Here is an 18,944-nt window from a genome sequence, read left to right as displayed (position 1 = left end):
GCCCGGGTCGCACGGATTTGTGTTTGGCGAACGGCTTGGTCTAAAGTTCGCGGTCCTTCCGCCGGGAGGGGCGGGCGATGGAACGGGTGTGGGACGACGGGGCGGCCGTTGAGGCCTTGGTCCTGCGGAGCGCCGCGGGCGTGGGGGATCGGGCCTTCCGGCGCCTGGTGGACGCCTTCGGGCATCCCGGCCGGGTGCTCCGGGCCTCCGCCGCCGAGCTCGGCGAGCGCTGCGGCGCCACTCCCCGTCTCGCCGAGCGCCTGGCCCAGACCCGCCGCCACCGGCCCTGGGCCGAGGCCCAGGTCGCCTGGGCGCGGCGCCTGGGCGTGGATATCTTGATCTACGGCCAACCCGGGTACCCCCCCAGACTCGCCCAGATCCCGGACCCGCCGTCGGTCCTGTTCGCGGCCGGCCCCCTGGACCCCGGCGACCGGCCGGCCGTGGCCGTGGTGGGGAGCCGAAGGGCGAGCGAGCACGGATTGCGGTTCGCCCGGCGGCTGGGGCGGGAGCTCGGGGAGCGGGGCGTGGTGGTGGTGAGCGGCATGGCCCGGGGCATCGACAGCGCGGCCCACGAGGGGGCGCTTGCTGCCGGGGGGCCCACCGTGGCCGTGTTCGGCTGGGGGCTCGACCACGTGCCCCCCGGCTGGGCCCAGGACCTGGCCGACCGGATCCAGGCCACGGGCCTCGCCCTGAGCGAGTTCGCGCTCGGGACTCCCGCGCGGCCGGGGCACTTCCCCCGCCGGAACCGGGTCATCAGCGGGCTCGGCCTCGGGGTGGTCGTGGTCGAGGCGGCGCCCGGGAGCGGCTCGTTGATCACGGCCCGGCTTGCCCTGGAGCAGGGGCGGGAGGTGTTCGCCGTTCCCGGCGTGCCGGGGCTCCGGACCACCCGGGGCACCCACGAACTCCTGCGCCAGGGCGCGAAGCTCGCCGAGGGGGCCGACGATATCCTGCGGGAGCTCGGGCCGTGGGACGTGGACGCTTCCGCCGGGGACGCCGCCGGGGAGCCGGCCGGCATCCGGCCGGAGCTCCGGCCCCTCTGGGAGGCCCTGGGTCCCGAGCCGGCCCACATCGACCGGATCCAGGAACGCCTGGGCCTGCCGGCGGCCGAGGTGGCCGCGGGGCTCATGGAACTCGTGCTCGCGGGCCTGGCCGAGGAGTGGCCCGGCCGCCGGTACTCGAGGCCCGCCGGGCGATAGCGGGCCTGCCGCCGGCTTCCGGCCGGGGCCCGCGGCGCGGAGGGACGGGCGGCCGGGGGTCGGCCGGAGACCGGAGTCCGCAGACCGACGACCGAAGACCGAAGACCGAGGTTCACCATGCGAGGACGCGTGTTCGACGTAGTGGCCTATATCACCAAGAGGTATGGCACGGCCCGGGCGGCCGCCCGGGATCCGGAGGAGATGCGCGACGAACTCCTCGACGTGGGATTCGAGGAAGACGACGTCGAAAGGGCCCTCCTGTGGCTGCGGAATCTCCGGAACCGGGGGGCGTCCGTGGCCGTGGAACCGGGGGGGGCGGTGCGGGTGCCCTCGGCGGAGGAAGCGCTGCGCGTGACCCCCGAGGCCTGGGGGTTCCTCCTGCGGCTCGAACGGGCCGGGGTGGTGGACGCCGCGCTCCGGGAGGTGGTGCTGGAGCGGGCGTTGAGCCTCGACCTGCCCGAGATCGGGCTCGAGGAGGCCCGGGTGCTCGTGGGGCTGGCGCTGTTGAGCCGGCCAGGGGCCGACGAGTCCGTGGCCAAGGCGGTGCTCGAAGACCGGCTGGAACTCGTGCGCCATTGACGGGATGGCCCCTGGGCGGCCCCCGAAGACAAGGACAGACATGGGAAAAGCGCTGTTGATCGTGGAGAGCCCGGCCAAGGCCCGGACCCTCAAGGGCTACCTCGGCAAGGACTTCCAGGTGGAGGCCAGCGTCGGGCACATCAAGGACCTGCCCAAGAGCGAGCTCGGGGTGGACGTGGAGAACGGGTTCACCCCGCAGTACGGGGTGATCCGCGGGAAGGGCAAGGTGGTCCAGCGCCTCAAGCAGGCCGCCAAGAGCGCCGACGTGATCTACCTCGCCCCCGACCCCGACCGGGAGGGCGAGGCCATCGCCTGGCACATCGCCGAGGAGATCCGGCCCAAACGGGGCGAGAAGCCGATCTACCGGGTCATGATCCACGAGATCACCAAGAAAGGGGTGCAGCGGGCCCTGGAGAAACCCGGCCAGCTCGACCCCAACCGGTACAACGCCCAGCAGGCCCGGCGCATCCTGGACCGCCTCGTGGGCTACCAGATCAGCCCGATCCTGTGGGAGAAGGTGCGCCGGGGGCTCTCGGCCGGCCGGGTCCAGTCGGTGGCCCTCCGGCTGGTGGTGGAGCGGGAGCGGGAGATCCAGGCCTTCGTGCCCGAGGAGTACTGGAACATCGAGGCGCTCCTCGAGGGCTCCGCGCCGCCCCCGTTCCGGGCCCGGTTGTGGAAGGCCGACGGCAAGAAGGTCCGGGTGGGCACCGCCGAGGAGGCCCGGGCCATCCGGCAGAGGCTGGAGGGCGCCTCCTTCCGCCTGGCCAAGGTGGAGCGAAAGGAGAAGCGCCGGGGCCCGGCCCCGCCGTTCATCACCTCCACCCTCCAGCGGGAGGCCTTCCGGAAGTTCCGGTTCTCGGCCCGAAGGACCATGACCCTGGCCCAGCGGCTCTACGAGGGGGTGGACGTGGAGGGGCAGCCGGTGGGGCTCATCACCTATATGCGCACCGACTCGACCCGGCTTTCCGACGACGCCGTGGCCGCCTGCCGCGACCACATCCGGAAGACCTACGGATCCGAGTACCTGCCCGCGAAGCCGGTGGTGTACAAGACGAAGAAGGGGGCCCAGGACGCCCACGAGGCGATCCGGCCCACCTCGATGGAGTACACCCCGGAACGGGTCCGGCGGTTCCTGGATGACGATCTCTTCCGGCTCTACAAGCTCGTGTGGGACCGGTTCGTGGCCTGCCAGATGGTGCCGGCCGTGTTCGACGAGACCGTGTTCACGATCGAGGCCGGCCCCTACGAGTTTCGGGCCTCGGGCGAGGTCCTGAAGTTCCCGGGGTTCATGGCGGTCTACGTGGAGGGCACCGACGACGAGCCATCGAACGGCGAGGCCCCCGAGGGCAAGCTGCCCCCGTTGGCCGAGGGGGAAACGCTGGCCTGCCGGAACATCGAGCTCCAGCAGAAGTTCACCCAACCGCCCCCCCGGTTCACCGAATCGACCCTGGTCAAGGAGCTCGAGGACAAGGGCATCGGCCGGCCGAGCACCTACGCCCAGATCCTGTCTACGCTCCGCGACCGGGGCTACGTGGAGATGAAGGACCGGCGGTTCGTGCCCACCGACCTGGGGATCCTCGTGAACGACCTCCTGGTGGCCAACTTCCCCCAGGTCATGGACGTGGGGTTCACGGCCCAGATGGAGGCCGAGCTCGACCACGTCGAGGAGGGGAAGCGCGACTGGCGGGAGCTCCTCAAGAACTTCTACGCCCCCTTCGCCCACAGCCTCGAGCGGGCCCGGGAGCGGATGGAGGACGTCAAGCGCCGGGAGGAGCCCACCGACATCGCCTGCGAGCGGTGCGGAAAGCCCATGGTGATCCGCTGGGGCCGCAACGGGTTCTTCCTGGCCTGCTCCGGGTACCCCGAGTGCCGCAACACGAAGGAGTTCGAGCGCACGGCCGACGGCGGCATCCGGGTGATCGAGGGCGAGCCCACGGGCGAGAGCTGCCCGGAGTGCGGGGCCGACCTGGTGATCCGGAGGGGCCGGTTCGGCCGGTTCGTGTCGTGCACGAAATACCCGAACTGCAAGTACACATCCCCCGTGGGCACCGGGGTGCCCTGCCCCCAGGAGGGGTGCGACGGCGAGCTCGTGGAGAAGCAGAGCAAGCGGGGCCGCACCTTTTACTCCTGCAACCGCTACCCCGCGTGCACCTACGCCCTGTGGGACCGGCCGATCCCCCGGGAGTGCCCCGACTGCGGACACCCGTTCCTGGTGGAGAAGACCGGGAAGGGCGGGGTCACCGTGCGCTGCCCCCGCAAGGGGTGCGGGTACAGGGAGAGCGGGGATTGATCCCGAGGGTTGCCGGAGGTTGGTACTTTCGTTGGGGGTCGTGCTCCGCGACGTAAGGTGCTCGGGGGGGATGGGCGACGAAGGGGACAAAGAGCCAAACCCGGGGCCTGGAGTGTACAAGTAACTTCCCGCTGGGAGGCTAGGAGGCTGGGACGCTGGGACGCTGGGAGGCTAGGACGCTAGGACGCGAAAATCCTTTGGGATTCCAGCGTCAGCGGCTGTCCCAATCCGGGGGACGGCTGCCGTATCAGGGGCCAGAATTCAGAGGACAGGTGTGGAGAACCCCTGTCCTGTGTCGTCTGTCCTCTGGCTCCTGACACGGTCGCCCGTCTCGCGCTCTTCGGTTCCGAGGGCCAGACGATTGCGGCGGCCCACCGTGTAGCAGGGGTAGAAGTGATTGTTCTTGCGAACAGCCCGCCCCGCGGCCTATGGGAGCTTCCCAGCTTCCTAGCCTTCTAGCTTCCCAGCCTCCTAGCTTTCCAGCCTTTCAGCCGGGAGCGTACCCCATGGACACCTATTACGACCCGAAGGATCTGGCCAAGTTTCCCGAGGTGGGCAAGGAGGCCCCGGAGATCACCCAGAAGTTCTTCGAGTACTACCAGGCCGTGTTCGCCGAGGGCGAGCTTACCGAGCGGGAAAAGGCCCTGATCGCCCTGGCCGTGGCCCACGCCGTGCAGTGCCCCTACTGCATCGACGCGTACACCCGCACGTGCCTCGAGAAAGGCGCGACCCCGGGCGAGATGGCCGAGGCCGTGCACGTGGCCGTGGCGATCCGGGGAGGGGCCTCCCTCGTGCACGGCGTGCAGATGCAAAACGTGGTGGAGAAGATCTCCCTGTGAACGGCCCGGAACCCACCCGCCCCGCGGTGGAACCCTTTGCCGCGGCCCTCCGGCGCCACGGGTTGGAGCTCGTGCGGGCCGAGGCCCGCACGTTCCAGGTGAACCTGGGGCGGCTTTGCAACCAGGCCTGCCGCCACTGCCACCTGGAGGCCGGCCCCGACCGAACCGAGGTGATGGGGCCCGAAACCATGGCCGAGGTGGTCCGGTTCGCGGCCCGGTCGGGGTTCGAAACGATCGACGTCACGGGGGGCGCCCCGGAGCTCGTGCCGGGGGTGCTCGGGTTCCTGGAGGCCCTGCGGCCCCACGCGCCGCGGCTTCTGTTCCGCTCCAACCTCACGGCGCTCGAGGAGCGGGGGCCCGGGTTCTGGGAGAGGCTCCGGGACCTGGGGGTGGCGATCGTGACCTCGTTCCCCTCGGTGAGCCGGTCCCAGACCGATAGCCAGCGCGGCCCCGGGGTGTGGGAGCGAAGCCTCGGGATGCTCCGGCGGCTGAACGAGCTCGGGTACGGCGTGGAGGGAACCGGGCTCGAGCTCGATCTCGTGTCGAACCCGGCCGGCGCGTTCCTCCCCCCGGACCAGTGCGCGGCCGAGCGCCGGTTCCGCACCGACCTGGCCCGGCGGTGGGGCGTGTCGTTCACCCACCTGTTCACCTTTGCCAACGTGCCCCTGGGCCGGTTTCGGCGGTGGCTCGAGGTCTCGGGGAACCTGCCGGCCTACCTCGAACGCCTGGCCGGCGCGTTCAACCCGGGCACGGTGGAGGGGCTTATGTGCCGCACCCAGGTCTCGGTGGCCTGGGACGGCACCCTCCACGACTGCGATTTCCACCTGGCCGCCGGCATCCCGCTGGGCGGAAGGCCGGTGCGGGTGTGCGAGCTCGACGGCCCTCCGCCCCCGGGCACTCCCGTCGCCACGGCCGACCACTGCTACGCCTGCACGGCCGGGGCCGGGTTCACGTGAGGGGGCGCCATTGCGGCCTAGGTAGGCCGGAATCCTCCCCAGGCGTCCGATCCCCCCCTCCGGACCCAACGTCAGAGGGCCCCTTCGCCCCGTTCGCCGGTACGGATCCGCACCGCCTCGTCCACGGTCGAGACGAAGATCTTGCCGTCGCCGATCTTCCCGGTGCGGGCGGCCCTCTCGATGGCCTCCACGGCCGCGGCGGCCAGTTCGTCGGGCACCACCACCTCGATCTTCACCTTCGGCACGAAATCCACGGTGTACTCGGCGCCCCGGTAGTGCTCGGTGTGGCCCTTCTGCCGGCCGAACCCCTTGGCCTCGATGGCGGTCATCCCCTGGATGCCCGCCTCCTTGAGCGCCTCCTTCACGTCGTCGAGCCGGAAGGGCTTGATGATGGCCTCGATCTTTTTCACGGTCAGCTCCTTTCACTGGGAAGGCTGGAGATGGCTTCGTGGACCCGGTCGATCACCTTGCGCCGTTTGTCTTCGCCCTCGATCCGGCCCCCCAGGAGGTCCTGCACGTGGAACACGTCGCGGGCCTGGGGACCCTGGGTGGTGACCAGGGCCTGGGTCACCCGGAGACCCAGGTCGTCGAGGGCCGCGGTCAGATCGGCCAGCAGCCCGGCCCGGTCGCGGCAGACCACCTCGAGGACCGAATGCACGGGGGAGCCGTGGGTGAGGCTCACCCGCGTGGCGACCGGGGTGGCCTCGGCCCGGCGGTCGGGCAGCCGGGGGCGCCGGGGCCCGGGTCGGCCCGCCCCCAGGGCCTGGGCGAGCGCCTGGCGCACCCGCGACACGGGCGGGGGGGGATCGGGGGGGAGACACCGGAACCAGAGGTGCAGGCAGCCGCGGGGCCAGGCGTGCACCTGGAACATCCGCACGTCGAAACCCAGCCGGCTCAGGGCCGAGGATGCGGCCGACAGGGCCCAGGGCGGCGGGTGGGGGATCACGCCCAGCACCTCCACCGGGCCCGTGGCCGGAGTCACCACCTCCCAGAACCCGTCGTCCGGCGAGGGAGCCCGGGCGGTCATCCGCACGAGCCGGTGGAGAAGATCGAGGGGGACCTGGAGCATCTCCGTTCGGGGAACCTCGTGCGCGAGGGACCCGGCGTCGGGTCGGCCGATCCGGGCGGCGAGCCGCTTCCGGAGGTCCGCCTCGGAGAGGGGCGGGGCCGCGGGGGTGGCGTGGACGCGGGCGTGCAGCGCCAGCAGCAGGCCGCGCACCCACGGGGTCCACGTGGCCCCCACCGGGCCCGGGTGGGTCGCCGCCAGGTCGGCGTAGGCGAGTACCACCAACGCGTCCAGCCGTTCGGGCGTGCCGGCGATCTCCCAGGCCTCGGCGGCTGTGCGCGGATCCTCGGGGTCCTGGCGGAAGGCCAACCGGGGCAGGGCGTGGTGCAGGGCCACGAGCCGGGCCGCCTCCTCGGCCTCCGACGGCGAAAGCCCCAGGGTGAGGCCCAACCGCCGGGCCGCCGCGGCCCCGGTCCGGGCGTGGTCGTCGGGGTCCAGGCATTTTCCGAGGTCGTGGGCCAGGGCCGCCACCCGCACGATCCAGGGGGCCGCGAGCCCCCCGGCCACGCGGGTGAGCCAGGGTTCCCGGTCCTCCAGGGCCCCGAGCCACAGCCGGTCGAACGCCGCCAGGCTCTCCACCCCGTGGGCCCCCACCGTGAACGCATGGCGGGCGTCGTAGGGCACGGCCTCGGCGGCGCGGGCCAGCAGGGGGTCCACGTCGCTCAGGAGTTCCCGGTCCAGGAGGGCCCGGAACCACAGGTGTACCGGCGCCCGCCGGCGCAGGCCCTCCCCGAGCACCCGGAGCAAGGCCGGCCGCCGCACCTCCCGCGGGGAGGCCGCCAGGCGGTCCAGCGCGGTGGGGGACGGCGGCGCCTCGCCCCTCCGGCGGGACGAGAGGGCGGTGCGGGCCTCCTCCGCGCTGCTGAAGCCTGTGGGGGGCCCGGGCCGGCCGGGGGGACGGGGAAACGCCCGGGCCACCTCCTCCCACAGGGCGGCGATGTCGCGGGCCGCACGATGGACCCGGGCCAGCAGTTCCCCGGGCGGGAGGCCCGGGGTCACCAACCGGGCCACGGGTTCGTGGTGCTCGAAGGTCAGGTGGTCCGTCTTGCGGCCGGCCGCCGCATGGAGGGCGGCCCGGACCCGGGCGAGGAACCGCGCTCCCTCGAGGGCCCGGGGGCCCGAGGCCAGGCGCGGAATTTCCTGCCGGGGGTCGAGCCCGAGGCAGGCGAGCACCCAGGAGGCGGCGTGGGCGTCCCGGAGCCCGCCCCACCCCTCCTTCACGTGGGGTTCCAAAAGGTGCGACACCTCCCCGAACCGGGTCCGGCGGGTCCCCACGTCGGCCACGACGGCCCGGGCCCAGGCCCGGGTGCGGCGGCTGGGGCGGGGGGCCGCGCCCGCGGCCCTCAGGCCGCGGTCCAGGAGGTCGGGGTCCCCGCAGAGGAGCCGGGCGTCCAGGAGGGCGGTTGCCGCCGTGAGGTCTCGACGTGTCACCTCGCGGCAGTCCCGCGGGGTGCGCAACGCGTGGCCCACCTCGAGGCCCAGGTCCCACAGGGGGTAGAGCACGGCCTCCACATCGGGCTTTCCGCGGTGCCGCTCGGTGAGGAACAGCAGATCCACGTCGCTGCGGGGGGCCATGTCGCGCCGGCCGTACCCGCCCAGGGCCACCACGGCCCGGCCGGGGCGGTGCCAGCCCGCGTCCTCGGCCAGCTCCCGGACGATCCGGTCCAGGACATCCGCCAGTCCGGCCGGGTCGATACGCCCTTCGGCCAGGGCCCGCCGGGCCTCGTTCAGTTCGGTCTTCCAGGGGGCCACTCGGCTCACAGGGAGTATCCCACCTCGCCGTGGGTGCTCTGGTCGAGCCCCACGAGCTCGTCCTCGTCGCTCACCCGGAGCCCCACCGCCCTGTCGAGTCCCTTCGCGAGGACCCAACTCACGGCGAAGGCGTAGGCCGCGGCGGCCGCCACTCCGAGCACCTGCACCCCGAACTGGCGCAGATCCCCGGTCAAAAGGCTTCCGGCGCCGACGGTGGAGAAGATGCCCGTGGCCACCGCGCCCCAGGCGCCGCCCACCCCGTGGACGCCGAGTACGTCGAGGGCGTCGTCGTACCCGAACCGCTCCTTCAAACACACGGCCCGAAAGCACAGAATCCCGGCCACGCCACCCACAACGATCGCCCAACCGGGGGTTATGAACCCGGCCCCCGGGGTGATGGCCACGAGCCCGGCCACGAGCCCCGAGGCGGCTCCCAGGGCGCTCGCTTTCCCGAACCGGCCCCGTTCGGCCAGGAGCCACCCGAGCATTCCCGCGGCCGCTGCGGTGTTCGTGGACACGAAGGCGAGCACGGCCGTCCCGTTGGCCGCGAGGGCGCTTCCCGCGTTGAACCCGAACCAGCCGAACCACAGGAGCCCTGCGCCCAGCAGGGTCAGGGTGAGGTTGTGGGGGATGAACCTCTCGGCGGGGTACCCCCGCCGCTTGCCGAGCACCAGGATCATGGCCAGGGCCGAGACCCCGGAGGAGATGTGCACCACGGTGCCGCCGGCAAAATCGAGGGCCCCCAGCTCGAGGAGCCATCCCCCCTCCCCCCACACCCAGTGGGCCAGGGGGTTGTAGACGAGGAGGGCCCAGAGCAGGATGAACAGGGTGTAGGCCCCGAACCGGATCCGCTCCACCAGGGCGCCGCTGATGAGGGCCGGGGTGATGATGGCGAACATGCCCTGAAACGCCACGAACGCGAGCGTGGGGACCGACCCGGTCAGGTCCCCCGGGGCGATCCCCGCGAGGAAGAGCCGGTCGAACCCGCCGAGCCAGGGCCCCGGGGGTCCCCCGAAAGACAGGGAGTAGCCGACCGCCACCCACTCGATGCCGATCACCCCGAGCGCGATGAAGCTCAGCATGAGCGTTGAAAGGATGTTCTTCGCCCGCACCATGCCCCCGTAGAACAGGGCGAGCCCCGGGACCATGAGGAGGACCAAAGCGGAGCTCACGAGGAGCCAGGCCGTGTCGCCGGGGTTCGGCCCCTGGGCGCCGAAGGCGGACCCCGCCCATAGGAACGGGGCCAGGAGCGGTAGAAAGACTCGGTAGCGGCTGGAGTTCATGCGCTCTCCTCCCTGCTGGGTTCGGTCAATGGGCAGTGGACCCGGGCCCCGGGGTGGTCCCGGCGGGGCGTCGCGAGGAGGAGAGCAAGACCGGTGCCACGGTGCCAGTCGCCGGAAAGCCCCAGTCGTCGGGGAGGAGGGGAGGACGAAAAAGACGAATTTGTACGATGGTGGGGATGCTTAGGACAAAAGTGTCATTTATGCGGCGGGACAAACAAAGAGGGGGAGCCGGGCGCAGCTCTCCGGGGGGGCAAAGAGCGTTTGCAATCCCGACTCCCCCAACCGATTCGCCAAAGGGGGAGTGTTGCAGCCACTATGCCCCCCGGGTGCCAGGGTGTCAAGGGACCGGTACAATCTTTTTGCGGCGAATGCCGTGCCTCACGCCGCTTCGAACCACACCCGGCGACGGCGCAGGTGGGTGCGGATCCGGGCGGGCGGCCGGAACTTCCCGCTCAGGAGTTCCGTGGCCAGCGGATCCAGCACGTGGCGTTTGATCGTACGGCGAAGCGGTCGGGCGCCGTAGCGCGGGTCCGTGCCCTCCTCCACCAGGAACTCCTTGACCTCCGGGTCGAACTCGATCTCCAGGCGCCGGGGCTCCAGGTACCCCTCCACCTCCCGCAGCAGGATCTCGCAGATCTTGAGGCTCGCCTCCCGGTCCAGGGGCCGGAAGACGATCACCTCGTCGATCCGGTTCACGAACTCGGGGGGGAACTCGGCCCGGAGCGCCTTCAGGCTTTCGTTCTCCACCTCGTCGCACCCGGCGCACACCCCGAACCCCACCCTGCGCTCGAGGTCCTCCACCTCCCGGGCGCCCACGTTGCTCGTCATGATGATCACGGCGTCCCGGAACGACACCTTTCGGCCCTTGGAGTCGGTGAGGATGCCCTCGTCCAGCACCTGAAGGAGCAGTTGGTGGAGCTTGGGGTGGGCCTTTTCGATCTCGTCGAAGAGCACCACGCACCGGCCCCGGGCCATCACCGCGTCGGTGAGGTACCCACCCTCGCCGTGGCCGATGTACCCCGGGGGAGCGCCGATCAGCTTCGCGTACTCGTGGGACTGGGCGTACTCGCTGCAGTCCACCCGGACGAGCCGGTCGTCCTGGGCGAAGAGCACGTGCACCAGCGCCTTGGCGAGTTCGGTCTTCCCCACGCCGGTCTGGCCGAGGAAGAAGAAGCTCCCCACGGGCCGGTTGGGATCCTTGAGGCCGGCCGCGGCCCGCCGCAGCACCCGGGCGAGCCGTTCCACGGCCTCCCTCTGGCCCACCACCCGCTGCTCCAGGAGTTCCTCGAGGTGCAGAAACCTCTCCAGGTCCTCCTCGTCCCGGTGCTCCTTCTGTGGCTCCACCAGGTAGAGCTGGGCCTCCCCCTCGGCCTCGGTGACCGGCACCGAGATGCGGGAGATGTCGAGGTGGGGGTTCACGTCGACGCACAGATCGTAGAGGGCCTGCTCCACCCTGCGGCGCTCCTCGGGATCCGAGGCTTCCAGCAGTTCCGGAAGGATCTCGGCCGGGAACTCGGGGATGCAAAGCCCCAGGAGGAATGTGACGTACTCCTGCCGGTTCCGAAACCGGGCGCTCCCCAGGAGCCGTTGGGTTTCCGACTCGGTGAAGGACCGGACCCGGAGGAACCGGTCGAGGGGTTCGCTGTACCGTAGCACCGTGCTCACCGAAACCTTCATGGCAGCACTCCCTTGCCCCCGTTGTCCGAGGCTCTTGCTAGGTTACCAATCGGCGTTTCGGCCCGAAAACCTGACCCGCCGATCCCGCCGGTGCCGCCCTGGGTCCCCAAGGGCGGCACCGCCTGTGTCTATATTTTTGTGCACCCCCCGGGGGGGATCAAGGTGAGAGGGCGCGGTCCCTGTCGGCAAACGGGATTTCCGCAGGTCCTCGGGGGCGGGGTTGGGCGGCCCAGTGACGGCGGGGGCGTAACGGCCGGAAAGGCCCAACCGACGCGGGTTCTCCACGGGTTCGTCGCTGTTTGATTTTTCTGCCGAACGTTTGTTCGGTTGGGTATCCCCGGGAACGGGGCTGAATCGCCGTTCAACCAGGGAGAAATTCCCTTGACCCGTGGCATCGTTTGCTCTAGGTTGACGCCTCACTTTAGCAGGACTGAAACCGATTCAGCACTCCTTAAGACCACGAGGGTGGACGGACGGCATGAAGAAGGAGGTTCTGGAGAAGCTCAACCTGGGGGGGAAGATCAAGGAGCTTCGCCTCCAGCGGGGGTTGACCCTCAAGGACCTGGCCGAGAAGACCGGATTCAGCCCGGCACTCCTGAGCCAGGTGGAGAACAACCTGGTGTCCCCCTCCATCTCCACCCTCTGGAACTTCGCCGAGGCCCTCGGCGTCAAGATCGGGTACTTCTTCCACCAGGAGGCCGAGGAGCACAAGGACTACGTCCTGACCCGGGCCGGGAAGGAGGCCCTGGTGTACCGAAACGAGCTCCCCCACACGCTGCCGTACCGGGATCTGGCTTACGGCTACGAGGGCCGCACCATGAGCCCGATCCTCCTGGCGTGCGAGGAACCGTGTGAATTCTCGCTCAAGGAGCTCCCTTACGAGGGGGAGGAGTTCCTGCACGTGCTCGACGGACGGCTCCACGTGGAGTACGGGGGCCAGGAGTTCGAGCTGGGACCGGGCGACAGCCTCTATTACAACGCCCAGCTCCCCCACCGGCTCCGGGTGCCGGAACGGGCGCGGTTCCTGGCCGTGCTCTACGAGGCCCACCGGAACTGAGGGGCGGGAAGGGCTGAACCGGGAGCCACCCGGAGCTTTGGCGTTCCCGCTTTCTGGCTTTCAAGTCTTGTAGCTTGCGAGGAGGAGATCGCGATGTCTTCCGTTCGTGAGGTGGTGATCGTTTCCGCGTGCCGCACGCCCATCGGCTCGTACCTGGGAAGCCTGTCCCCGCTCAAGGTGACCGAACTGGGAGGGATCGCCGTGGCCGAGGCCGTGCGCCGGGCCGGGGTGGCCCCCGACCGGGTGGACGAGTGCATCATGGGCAACGTGCTCCAAGCCGGCGTGGGCCAGAACCCGGCCCGCCAGGCGGCCCTGAAGGGCGGCCTGGCCCCTTCGGTGAACGCCTTCACCGTCAACAAGGTGTGCGGCTCCGGCCTCAAGGCCGTGATGCTCGCGGCCCAGGCCGTGGCCCTGGGGGATGCCGAGGTGGTGGTGGCCGGGGGCATGGAGAGCATGTCCAATGCGCCCCACCTCCAGCGCAATCTCCGGGCCGGCGTGCGGATGGGGAACTTCCCCACCGAGGACGCCATGATCCACGACGGGCTGTGGTGCGCCTTCAACGACGTGCACATGGGGAACCTGGCCGAGTACACGGCCCGGAAGGCCGGGCTCACCCGGGAGGAGCTGGACCGGTTCGCGGCCGAAAGCCAGCAGAAGGCCGCCCGGGCCATCGAGAGCGGGGCGTTCCGAAAGGAGATCACCCCCGTGGAGGTGCCCCAGCGCAAGGGCGACCCCAAGCGGGTCGAGGTGGACGAGCCGGTGAAGCCGGGCACCACCGTGGAGGTGCTGGCGAAGCTGCGGCCGGCGTTTGAGAAAGACGGCATGGTCACGGCCGGTAACGCCCCGGGCCTTACCGACGGCGCGAGCGCTCTGGTCGTGACGAGCCGGGAGTTCGCCCGGGCCGAGGGGCTGCCGGTTCTGGCCACCATCCGCCATTACGCCGCGGCCCACCGGGATCCCAAGGACGTCTTTTTCGCGCCCATCGACGCCGTGCGAAAGGTCATGGCCAAGGGCGGCTACTCGATCGACGACTTCGATCTCATCGAGGCCAACGAGGCCTTCGCGTCCCAGTGCCTGGCCGACGGCAAGGAGCTCGGCTGGGACTGGAACCGCGTGAACGTGAACGGCGGCGCCATCGCCCTGGGGCACCCCATCGGGGCGAGCGGGGCCCGGATCCTCACGACGCTCCTCTACGCCCTGGAGGCCCGGGGCGGCCGCCTGGGCCTGGCGACCCTGTGCCTCGGGGGGGGCGGCGCCGTGGCCATGGTGGTGGAGAAGGAGTAGACCGGGCGCCTCGGTCTCGGCTTGGGAGAGTTCGGGCGACGCGGGGGGCGTCCAAAGGTCCGCACGCATCCATTGGGGAACCCAACGCGAAGGGAGGAGAGAGCCATGCAGGTGAGCGACGTGAAGAAGGTCGGCGTCATCGGCGCGGGAACCATGGGCCACGGCATCGCCCAGGTGTTCGCGGCCTCGGGGTACCCGGTGGTGCTCCGGGACATCTCGGACGAGTTCGTCCAGCGGGGCATCGCCTCGATCGGTAAGAACCTCGACCGCATGGTGGCGAAGGGCAAGCTCGACGAGACCAAGAAGGCCGAGATCCTGGGCCGGATCCAGGGCACCACGAAGCTCGAGGACCTGGCCGACGTGGATGTGGCCGTCGAGGCCGCCACCGAAAACCTGGAGATCAAGCTCAAGATCTTCGAGGACCTGGACCGGATCACCCGGCCCGAGGCGATCCTGGCCTCCAACACCTCCTCGATCTCCATCACCAAGATCGGCAAGGTCACGAAGCGGGCCGACAAGGTGATCGGGATGCACTTCATGAACCCCGTGCCGGTCATGAAGCTCATCGAGATCATCCGGGGGCTTCAGACCTCGGACGAGACCTACCAGGTGATCGAGGAGCTCTCCAAAAACCTGGGCAAGGTGCCGGTGTGCGTGAACGACAGCCCGGGGTTCGTGTCGAACCGGGTGCTCCTGCCCATGATCAACGAGGCCATCTTCACCCTGTACGAGGGGGTGGCCTCGCCCGAGGCCATCGACACCGTGATGAAGCTCGGCATGAACCACCCCATGGGGCCCCTGGAGCTCGCAGACCTGATCGGGCTCGACGTGTGCCTGTCGATCATGGAGGTTCTCTACGAGGGGTTCGGCGACTCCAAGTACCGGCCCTGCCCGCTCCTGAAGAAGATGGTGGACGCCGGAACCCTGGGCCGGAAGACCGGCAAGGGCTTCTACGACTACTCGGGGTAGGAGGAGGGGTGCCATGGCCTACGAGAACGTGATCCTGGAGCAGGTGGAGCCGGGGATCTACCGGCTCACCATCAACCGCCCCAAGGCGCTCAACGCGCTCAACTCCCAGACGCTCGACGAGATCGAGGCGGCCCTGCGGGAGGTGGAGGCCGACCCCGGGGCCCGGGCGCTCCTGGTGACCGGCGCCGGGGACAAGGCCTTCGTGGCCGGGGCCGACATCAGCGAGATGCAGCCCCTCACGGCGGCCGAGGCCAAGGCGTTCGCCCTGAAGGGCCAGCGGGTGTTCCGACGGTTCGAGGACCTGCCGGTTCCCGTGATCGCGGTGGTGAACGGGTACTGCCTGGGCGGCGGGTGTGAGCTCGCCATGGCCTGCGACTGGATCGTCGCGAGCGAAAAGGCCGTGTTCGGACAGCCCGAGGTGAACCTCGGGGTTACCCCCGGGTTCGGCGGTACCCAGCGGCTTACCCGGCTCGTGGGGAAGGCCCGGGCCATGGAGCTCGTGACCACCGGCCGCCAGGTCAAGGCGGCCGAGGCCAAGGAGATCGGGCTCGTGAACCACGTGGTGCCGGCCGAGAGCCTGATGGACGAGGCCCTGGCCCAGGCCCGGGCCGTGGCCGCCAAGGGGCCGGTGGCCGTGCGGTTGGCCAAGGAAGCCGTGCAGCGGGGCCAGGACCTGGACCTCGACAACGCCTGCGTCTTGGAAAGCGACGCCTTCGGCCTGTGTTTCGCCACCGAGGACCAGAAGGAGGGCATGGCGGCGTTCCTCGAGAAGCGAAAGGCCGCGTTCAAGGGGCGCTGAGCCCGTTTCCCATAGGGAGGAGATAAATTCCCATGAATTTCGAGCTGGACGACGTACAAACCCTGGTGCGCGACACCGCCCGGCGGTTCGCCCAGGAGGAGGTGGCCCCGCTCGCCGCCGAGATGGACAAGTCCGCCACGTTCCGCATGGACCTCGTGAAGAAGATGGGCGAGCTGGGGTTCATGGGGGTGGCGATTCCCGAGCAGTACGGCGGCGGCGGCATGGACTACCGCTGCTACTCCATCGTGATCGAGGAACTCTCGGCCGCCTGCGCCTCCACCGGCGTGGTGGTGAGCGCCCACTCGAGCCTGTGCTGCGACCCGATCTACCGCTTCGGCACCGAGGAGCAGAAGAAGAAGTACCTGGTGCCCTTGGCCTCGGGCCAGATGCTGGGGTGCCTGGGGCTCACCGAGCCCCAGGCCGGCACCGACGCCGGCGCGGTGCGCACCACGGCCGTTCTGGACGGCAACGAGTGGGTCCTGAACGGCACGAAGATCTTCATCACCAACGGCGGGCAGGCCGGGGTGTGTGTGGCGATCGCCTCCACCGACCGCTCGGCCAAGCACAAGGGGCTCTCGGCGTTCATCGTGCCGGCAGACGCCCCCGGGTATAAGGTGGCCAAGGAGGAGCACAAGCTCGGCATCCGGGCCTCCTCCACGGCGGAGCTCGTGTTCGAGGACTGCCGGATCCCCAAGGAGAACCTGCTCGGGCAGCCGGGCGAGGGGTTCAAGATCGCCATGCAGACCCTGGACGGCGGCCGGATCGGCATCGCCTCCCAGGCCGTGGGCATCGCCCGGGGCGCCATGGAGCACGCCATCGCCTACGCCAAGGAGCGCCAGCAGTTCGGCCAGCCCATCGCGAACTTCCAGGCCATCCAGTGGAAGCTCGCGGACATGGCCACCGAGATCGACGCCGCCCGGCTCCTGACCTGGCGCGCCGCCTGGATGAAGGACCAGGGCCTGAAGAACTTCAGCCGCGAGGCGGCCATGGCGAAGCTCTTCGCCTCCGACGTGGCCATGAAGGCCACCCGGGAGGCCGTGCAGGTGTTCGGCGGGTACGGCTACATCGACGAGTACCCGGTGGAGCGTTACTACCGCGACGCCAAGATCACCGAGATCTACGAGGGAACGAGCGAGGTCCAGCGCATGGTGATCGCCCGGGCCCTCCTGAGGGACTGACGGCATCCACCCCACCAAAGGAGGTACGAGAATGAAGATCATGGTGCCGGTTCGTAGGGTCCCGAACCCCGACGTGAAGGTCCGGCTGAAAAAGGACGGGTCGGGAATCGAGACCGAGGGTGTGAACTTCCTGGTCAACCCCTTTGACGAGTACGCCATCGAGGAGGCCGTTCGGATCACGGAGAAGTCGGGCGGCGAGGTGTTCCTGGTGTCGATCGGCGGGCCCGAGAACGAGGAGACCCTGCGGGCCGGCCTGGCCCTGGGAGCCCACCGGGCCTACCTCGTGGACCTCGGGGGCGAGTGCTACGAAAGCTCCGGGATCGCCGACATCCTGGCGGCCGTGTTCCGCCAGGAGAACCCGGATCTCGTGATCATGGGTAAGCAGTCGGTGGACACCGACAACAACCAGGCGGCCCAGATGCTGGCCGCGAAGCTCGGGATCCCCCAGGCGTGCTTTGCCTACAAGGTGGAGCTGGGCGACGGCAAGGCCGTGGTGCACCGGGAAATCGACGGCGGGCTCGAGGTCAAGGAGGTGGCCCTGCCGGCCGTCATCACCGCGGACCTGCGGCTCAACCAGCCCCGGTACGCGAGCCTCCCGGCCATCATGAAGGCCAAAAAGAAGGAGGTGAAGAAGGTGACCCCGGCCGATCTTGGCGCCGAGCCCAAGAACCGGGCCCGGGTGCTCAGCCTGTCCGAGCCCCCGCCGCGCAAGGCCGGCCAGAAGGTCGCGAGCGTGGACGAACTGGTGGACAAGCTCATGAACGAGGCCAAGGTCCTGTAGGACCAGGGAGGAGAACCGATGGCGATTCTGCTTGTTGGTGAGATGCGGCAGGGGGAGCTCCGGCATTCCACGTTCCCGGCGGTTACGGCCGCCAAGGAGCTGGCCGGGCTCCTGGGAACCGATTTCGACATCGTGCTCCTGGGCAAGGGAGCCCAGGCGGCGGCCGAGCAGCTCAAGGGGGTGGGGGCCAAGAACGTGCTGTGGAGCGAGGCCGACGCCGTGGCCGACTACACGGCCGAGGCCTACGCCCAGGCGTTGGCCGACCTGGTGAAGGAGAAGGGGTACACCGCGGTGCTGGCCGCGGCCACCACCACCGGAAAGGACCTGATGCCGCGGCTGGCTGCGCTTTTGGACGCAGGCATGGTGAGCGACGCGATCGGGTTCGAGAAGGGGGACGAGGGCGTCGTGTACCTGCGGCCCATGTACGCCGGAAACGCCATCGCCCGGGTCGCGATCGACACGCCCGTGCACTGCCTCACGGTCCGGGAGACGGCGTTTGACGCGGCCGCCCCGGGAGCGGGGGATGCCGCCGTGGCGGAGGCCCCGGTGAATGTGGACGCCGGAAGCCTGAAGGCCAAATTCGTGGAGTACCAGCTCACCAAGTCCGAGCGGCCCGAGCTCACCGAGGCCAAGGTGGTGGTGTCGGCCGGCCGGGGTGTGAAGGACGCCGAGGGCGTGAAGCTGATCGAGCAACTGGCCGACCTCCTGGGCGCGGCCCTGGGCGCCAGCCGGGCCGTGGTGGACGAGGGGCTCCTGCCCAACGACCTCCAGGTGGGCCAGACCGGAAAGATCGTGGCCCCCGACCTCTACATCGCCTGCGGCATCAGCGGGGCCATCCAGCACGTGGCCGGCATGAAGGACTCCAAGGTGATCGTGGCCATCAACAAGGACGAGGAGGCCCCGATCTTCGAGGTGGCCGACTACGGGCTGGTGGACGACCTCTTCAAGGCCGTGCCGAAACTCATCGAGAAGATCCAGGCTGCCAAGGCTTCGTAATCCGTTGGGAATAGACCGGCGGCCCGGGCGCGGGGGGCGGGGGGGGGGGGGGGGGGGGGGGGGGGGGGGGCCCGGGGGGGGGGGGGGGGTGGGGCGCGGGGCACATGACCACTTGCCGGCGGGGCGGGGGCCAGGCTTTGCCGGGGGCGCGCGGCGGACGCCGCGGCCGCCCCCGGAGGAGGACGTCTTGCTGAAGCGGGGTCTGTTGGTCTTGGTCGCCGGACCGGCCCTGGGCCAGGACG

Annotated in this window: 16 protein-coding genes; 12 read left to right on the top strand and 4 right to left on the bottom strand. The window is 70.2% G+C overall.

Going from position 1 to position 18,944, the window contains the following annotated elements; all coding sequences use genetic code 11:
- Positions 1-77 precede the first annotated feature (77 nt).
- The 5 genes from dprA to arsS all read left to right on the top strand — a co-directional run bounded on the left by dprA (position 78) and on the right by arsS (position 5,860).
- Positions 78-1,196, top strand: coding sequence for a DNA-processing protein DprA (gene dprA / locus ACYQ8L_RS11795; protein WP_459942001.1), 1,119 nt, complete (start codon positions 78-80; stop codon positions 1,194-1,196).
- A 117-nt stretch (positions 1,197-1,313) separates the two neighbouring features.
- Complete coding sequence (locus ACYQ8L_RS11790) at positions 1,314-1,775, top strand: DUF494 family protein (protein ID WP_459942000.1); 462 nt, start codon at positions 1,314-1,316, stop codon at positions 1,773-1,775.
- A 40-nt stretch (positions 1,776-1,815) separates the two neighbouring features.
- Positions 1,816-4,065 (top strand): type I DNA topoisomerase, encoded by a 2,250-nt coding sequence (topA, locus tag ACYQ8L_RS11785; RefSeq protein ID WP_459941999.1) that lies wholly within the window; start codon positions 1,816-1,818, stop codon positions 4,063-4,065.
- A 506-nt stretch (positions 4,066-4,571) separates the two neighbouring features.
- Positions 4,572-4,904 carry an arsenosugar biosynthesis-associated peroxidase-like protein gene (locus ACYQ8L_RS11780; RefSeq protein ID WP_459941998.1) on the top strand — a complete coding sequence of 111 codons (333 nt, stop codon included), beginning with the start codon at positions 4,572-4,574 and terminating at the stop codon, positions 4,902-4,904.
- Positions 4,901-5,860 (top strand): arsenosugar biosynthesis radical SAM (seleno)protein ArsS, encoded by a 960-nt coding sequence (gene arsS, locus ACYQ8L_RS11775; protein WP_459941997.1) that lies wholly within the window; start codon positions 4,901-4,903, stop codon positions 5,858-5,860. The genes ACYQ8L_RS11780 and arsS overlap by 4 nt, the downstream gene beginning before the upstream one ends.
- Positions 5,861-5,931: 71 nt before the next feature.
- Here arsS and ACYQ8L_RS11770 read toward each other — a convergent pair whose 3' ends face one another.
- The 4 genes from ACYQ8L_RS11770 to ACYQ8L_RS11755 all read right to left on the bottom strand — a co-directional run bounded on the left by ACYQ8L_RS11770 (position 5,932) and on the right by ACYQ8L_RS11755 (position 11,638).
- Positions 5,932-6,270: a P-II family nitrogen regulator gene (locus ACYQ8L_RS11770; protein WP_459941996.1), complete on the bottom strand. Its 339-nt coding sequence runs from the start codon at positions 6,268-6,270 to the stop codon at positions 5,932-5,934.
- A 2-nt stretch (positions 6,271-6,272) separates the two neighbouring features.
- Entirely contained in the window at positions 6,273-8,687 is a 2,415-nt protein-coding gene (locus ACYQ8L_RS11765; RefSeq protein WP_459941995.1) for a [protein-PII] uridylyltransferase family protein, read from the bottom strand.
- The gene (locus ACYQ8L_RS11760; protein ID WP_459941994.1) at positions 8,684-9,961 is read right to left on the bottom strand and encodes an ammonium transporter; all 1,278 of its coding nucleotides are present in this window, start codon (positions 9,959-9,961) and stop codon (positions 8,684-8,686) included. Before ACYQ8L_RS11760 ends, ACYQ8L_RS11765 begins: the two co-directional genes overlap by 4 nt.
- Before the next feature lie 378 nt (positions 9,962-10,339).
- Positions 10,340-11,638: an AAA family ATPase gene (locus ACYQ8L_RS11755; protein WP_459941993.1), complete on the bottom strand. Its 1,299-nt coding sequence runs from the start codon at positions 11,636-11,638 to the stop codon at positions 10,340-10,342.
- Between the two features lie 478 nt (positions 11,639-12,116).
- On the opposite strand from ACYQ8L_RS11755, the gene ACYQ8L_RS11750 reads away from it, so the two are divergent.
- The 7 genes from ACYQ8L_RS11750 (at position 12,117) to ACYQ8L_RS11720 (ending at position 18,702) form a co-directional block, all read left to right on the top strand.
- Positions 12,117-12,695 carry a helix-turn-helix domain-containing protein gene (locus ACYQ8L_RS11750; RefSeq protein WP_459941992.1) on the top strand — a complete coding sequence of 193 codons (579 nt, stop codon included), beginning with the start codon at positions 12,117-12,119 and terminating at the stop codon, positions 12,693-12,695.
- 93 nt (positions 12,696-12,788) lie between these two features.
- Complete coding sequence (locus ACYQ8L_RS11745; protein WP_459941991.1) at positions 12,789-13,979, top strand: acetyl-CoA C-acetyltransferase; 1,191 nt, start codon at positions 12,789-12,791, stop codon at positions 13,977-13,979.
- Positions 13,980-14,084: 105 nt separating this feature from the next.
- Positions 14,085-14,948, top strand: coding sequence for a 3-hydroxybutyryl-CoA dehydrogenase (locus ACYQ8L_RS11740; RefSeq protein WP_459941990.1), 864 nt, complete (start codon positions 14,085-14,087; stop codon positions 14,946-14,948).
- Positions 14,949-14,961: 13 nt separating this feature from the next.
- Positions 14,962-15,747, top strand: a complete 786-nt coding sequence (locus ACYQ8L_RS11735; protein ID WP_459941989.1) for an enoyl-CoA hydratase-related protein — start codon at positions 14,962-14,964, stop codon at positions 15,745-15,747.
- A gap of 32 nt (positions 15,748-15,779) precedes the next feature.
- Positions 15,780-16,925, top strand: a complete 1,146-nt coding sequence (locus tag ACYQ8L_RS11730; protein WP_459941988.1) for an acyl-CoA dehydrogenase — start codon at positions 15,780-15,782, stop codon at positions 16,923-16,925.
- A gap of 31 nt (positions 16,926-16,956) precedes the next feature.
- A complete protein-coding gene (locus tag ACYQ8L_RS11725; RefSeq protein WP_459941987.1) occupies positions 16,957-17,706 on the top strand; it encodes an electron transfer flavoprotein subunit beta/FixA family protein in 750 nt (249 codons plus the stop codon).
- An 18-nt stretch (positions 17,707-17,724) separates the two neighbouring features.
- Complete coding sequence (locus ACYQ8L_RS11720; protein WP_459941986.1) at positions 17,725-18,702, top strand: electron transfer flavoprotein subunit alpha/FixB family protein; 978 nt, start codon at positions 17,725-17,727, stop codon at positions 18,700-18,702.
- Positions 18,703-18,944 lie beyond the last annotated feature (242 nt).

Source organism: Deferrisoma palaeochoriense (assembly GCF_054656955.1).
The sequence above is the reverse complement of the archived record's forward strand: the minus strand, read 5'-3'. Positions and strand labels throughout refer to the sequence as shown.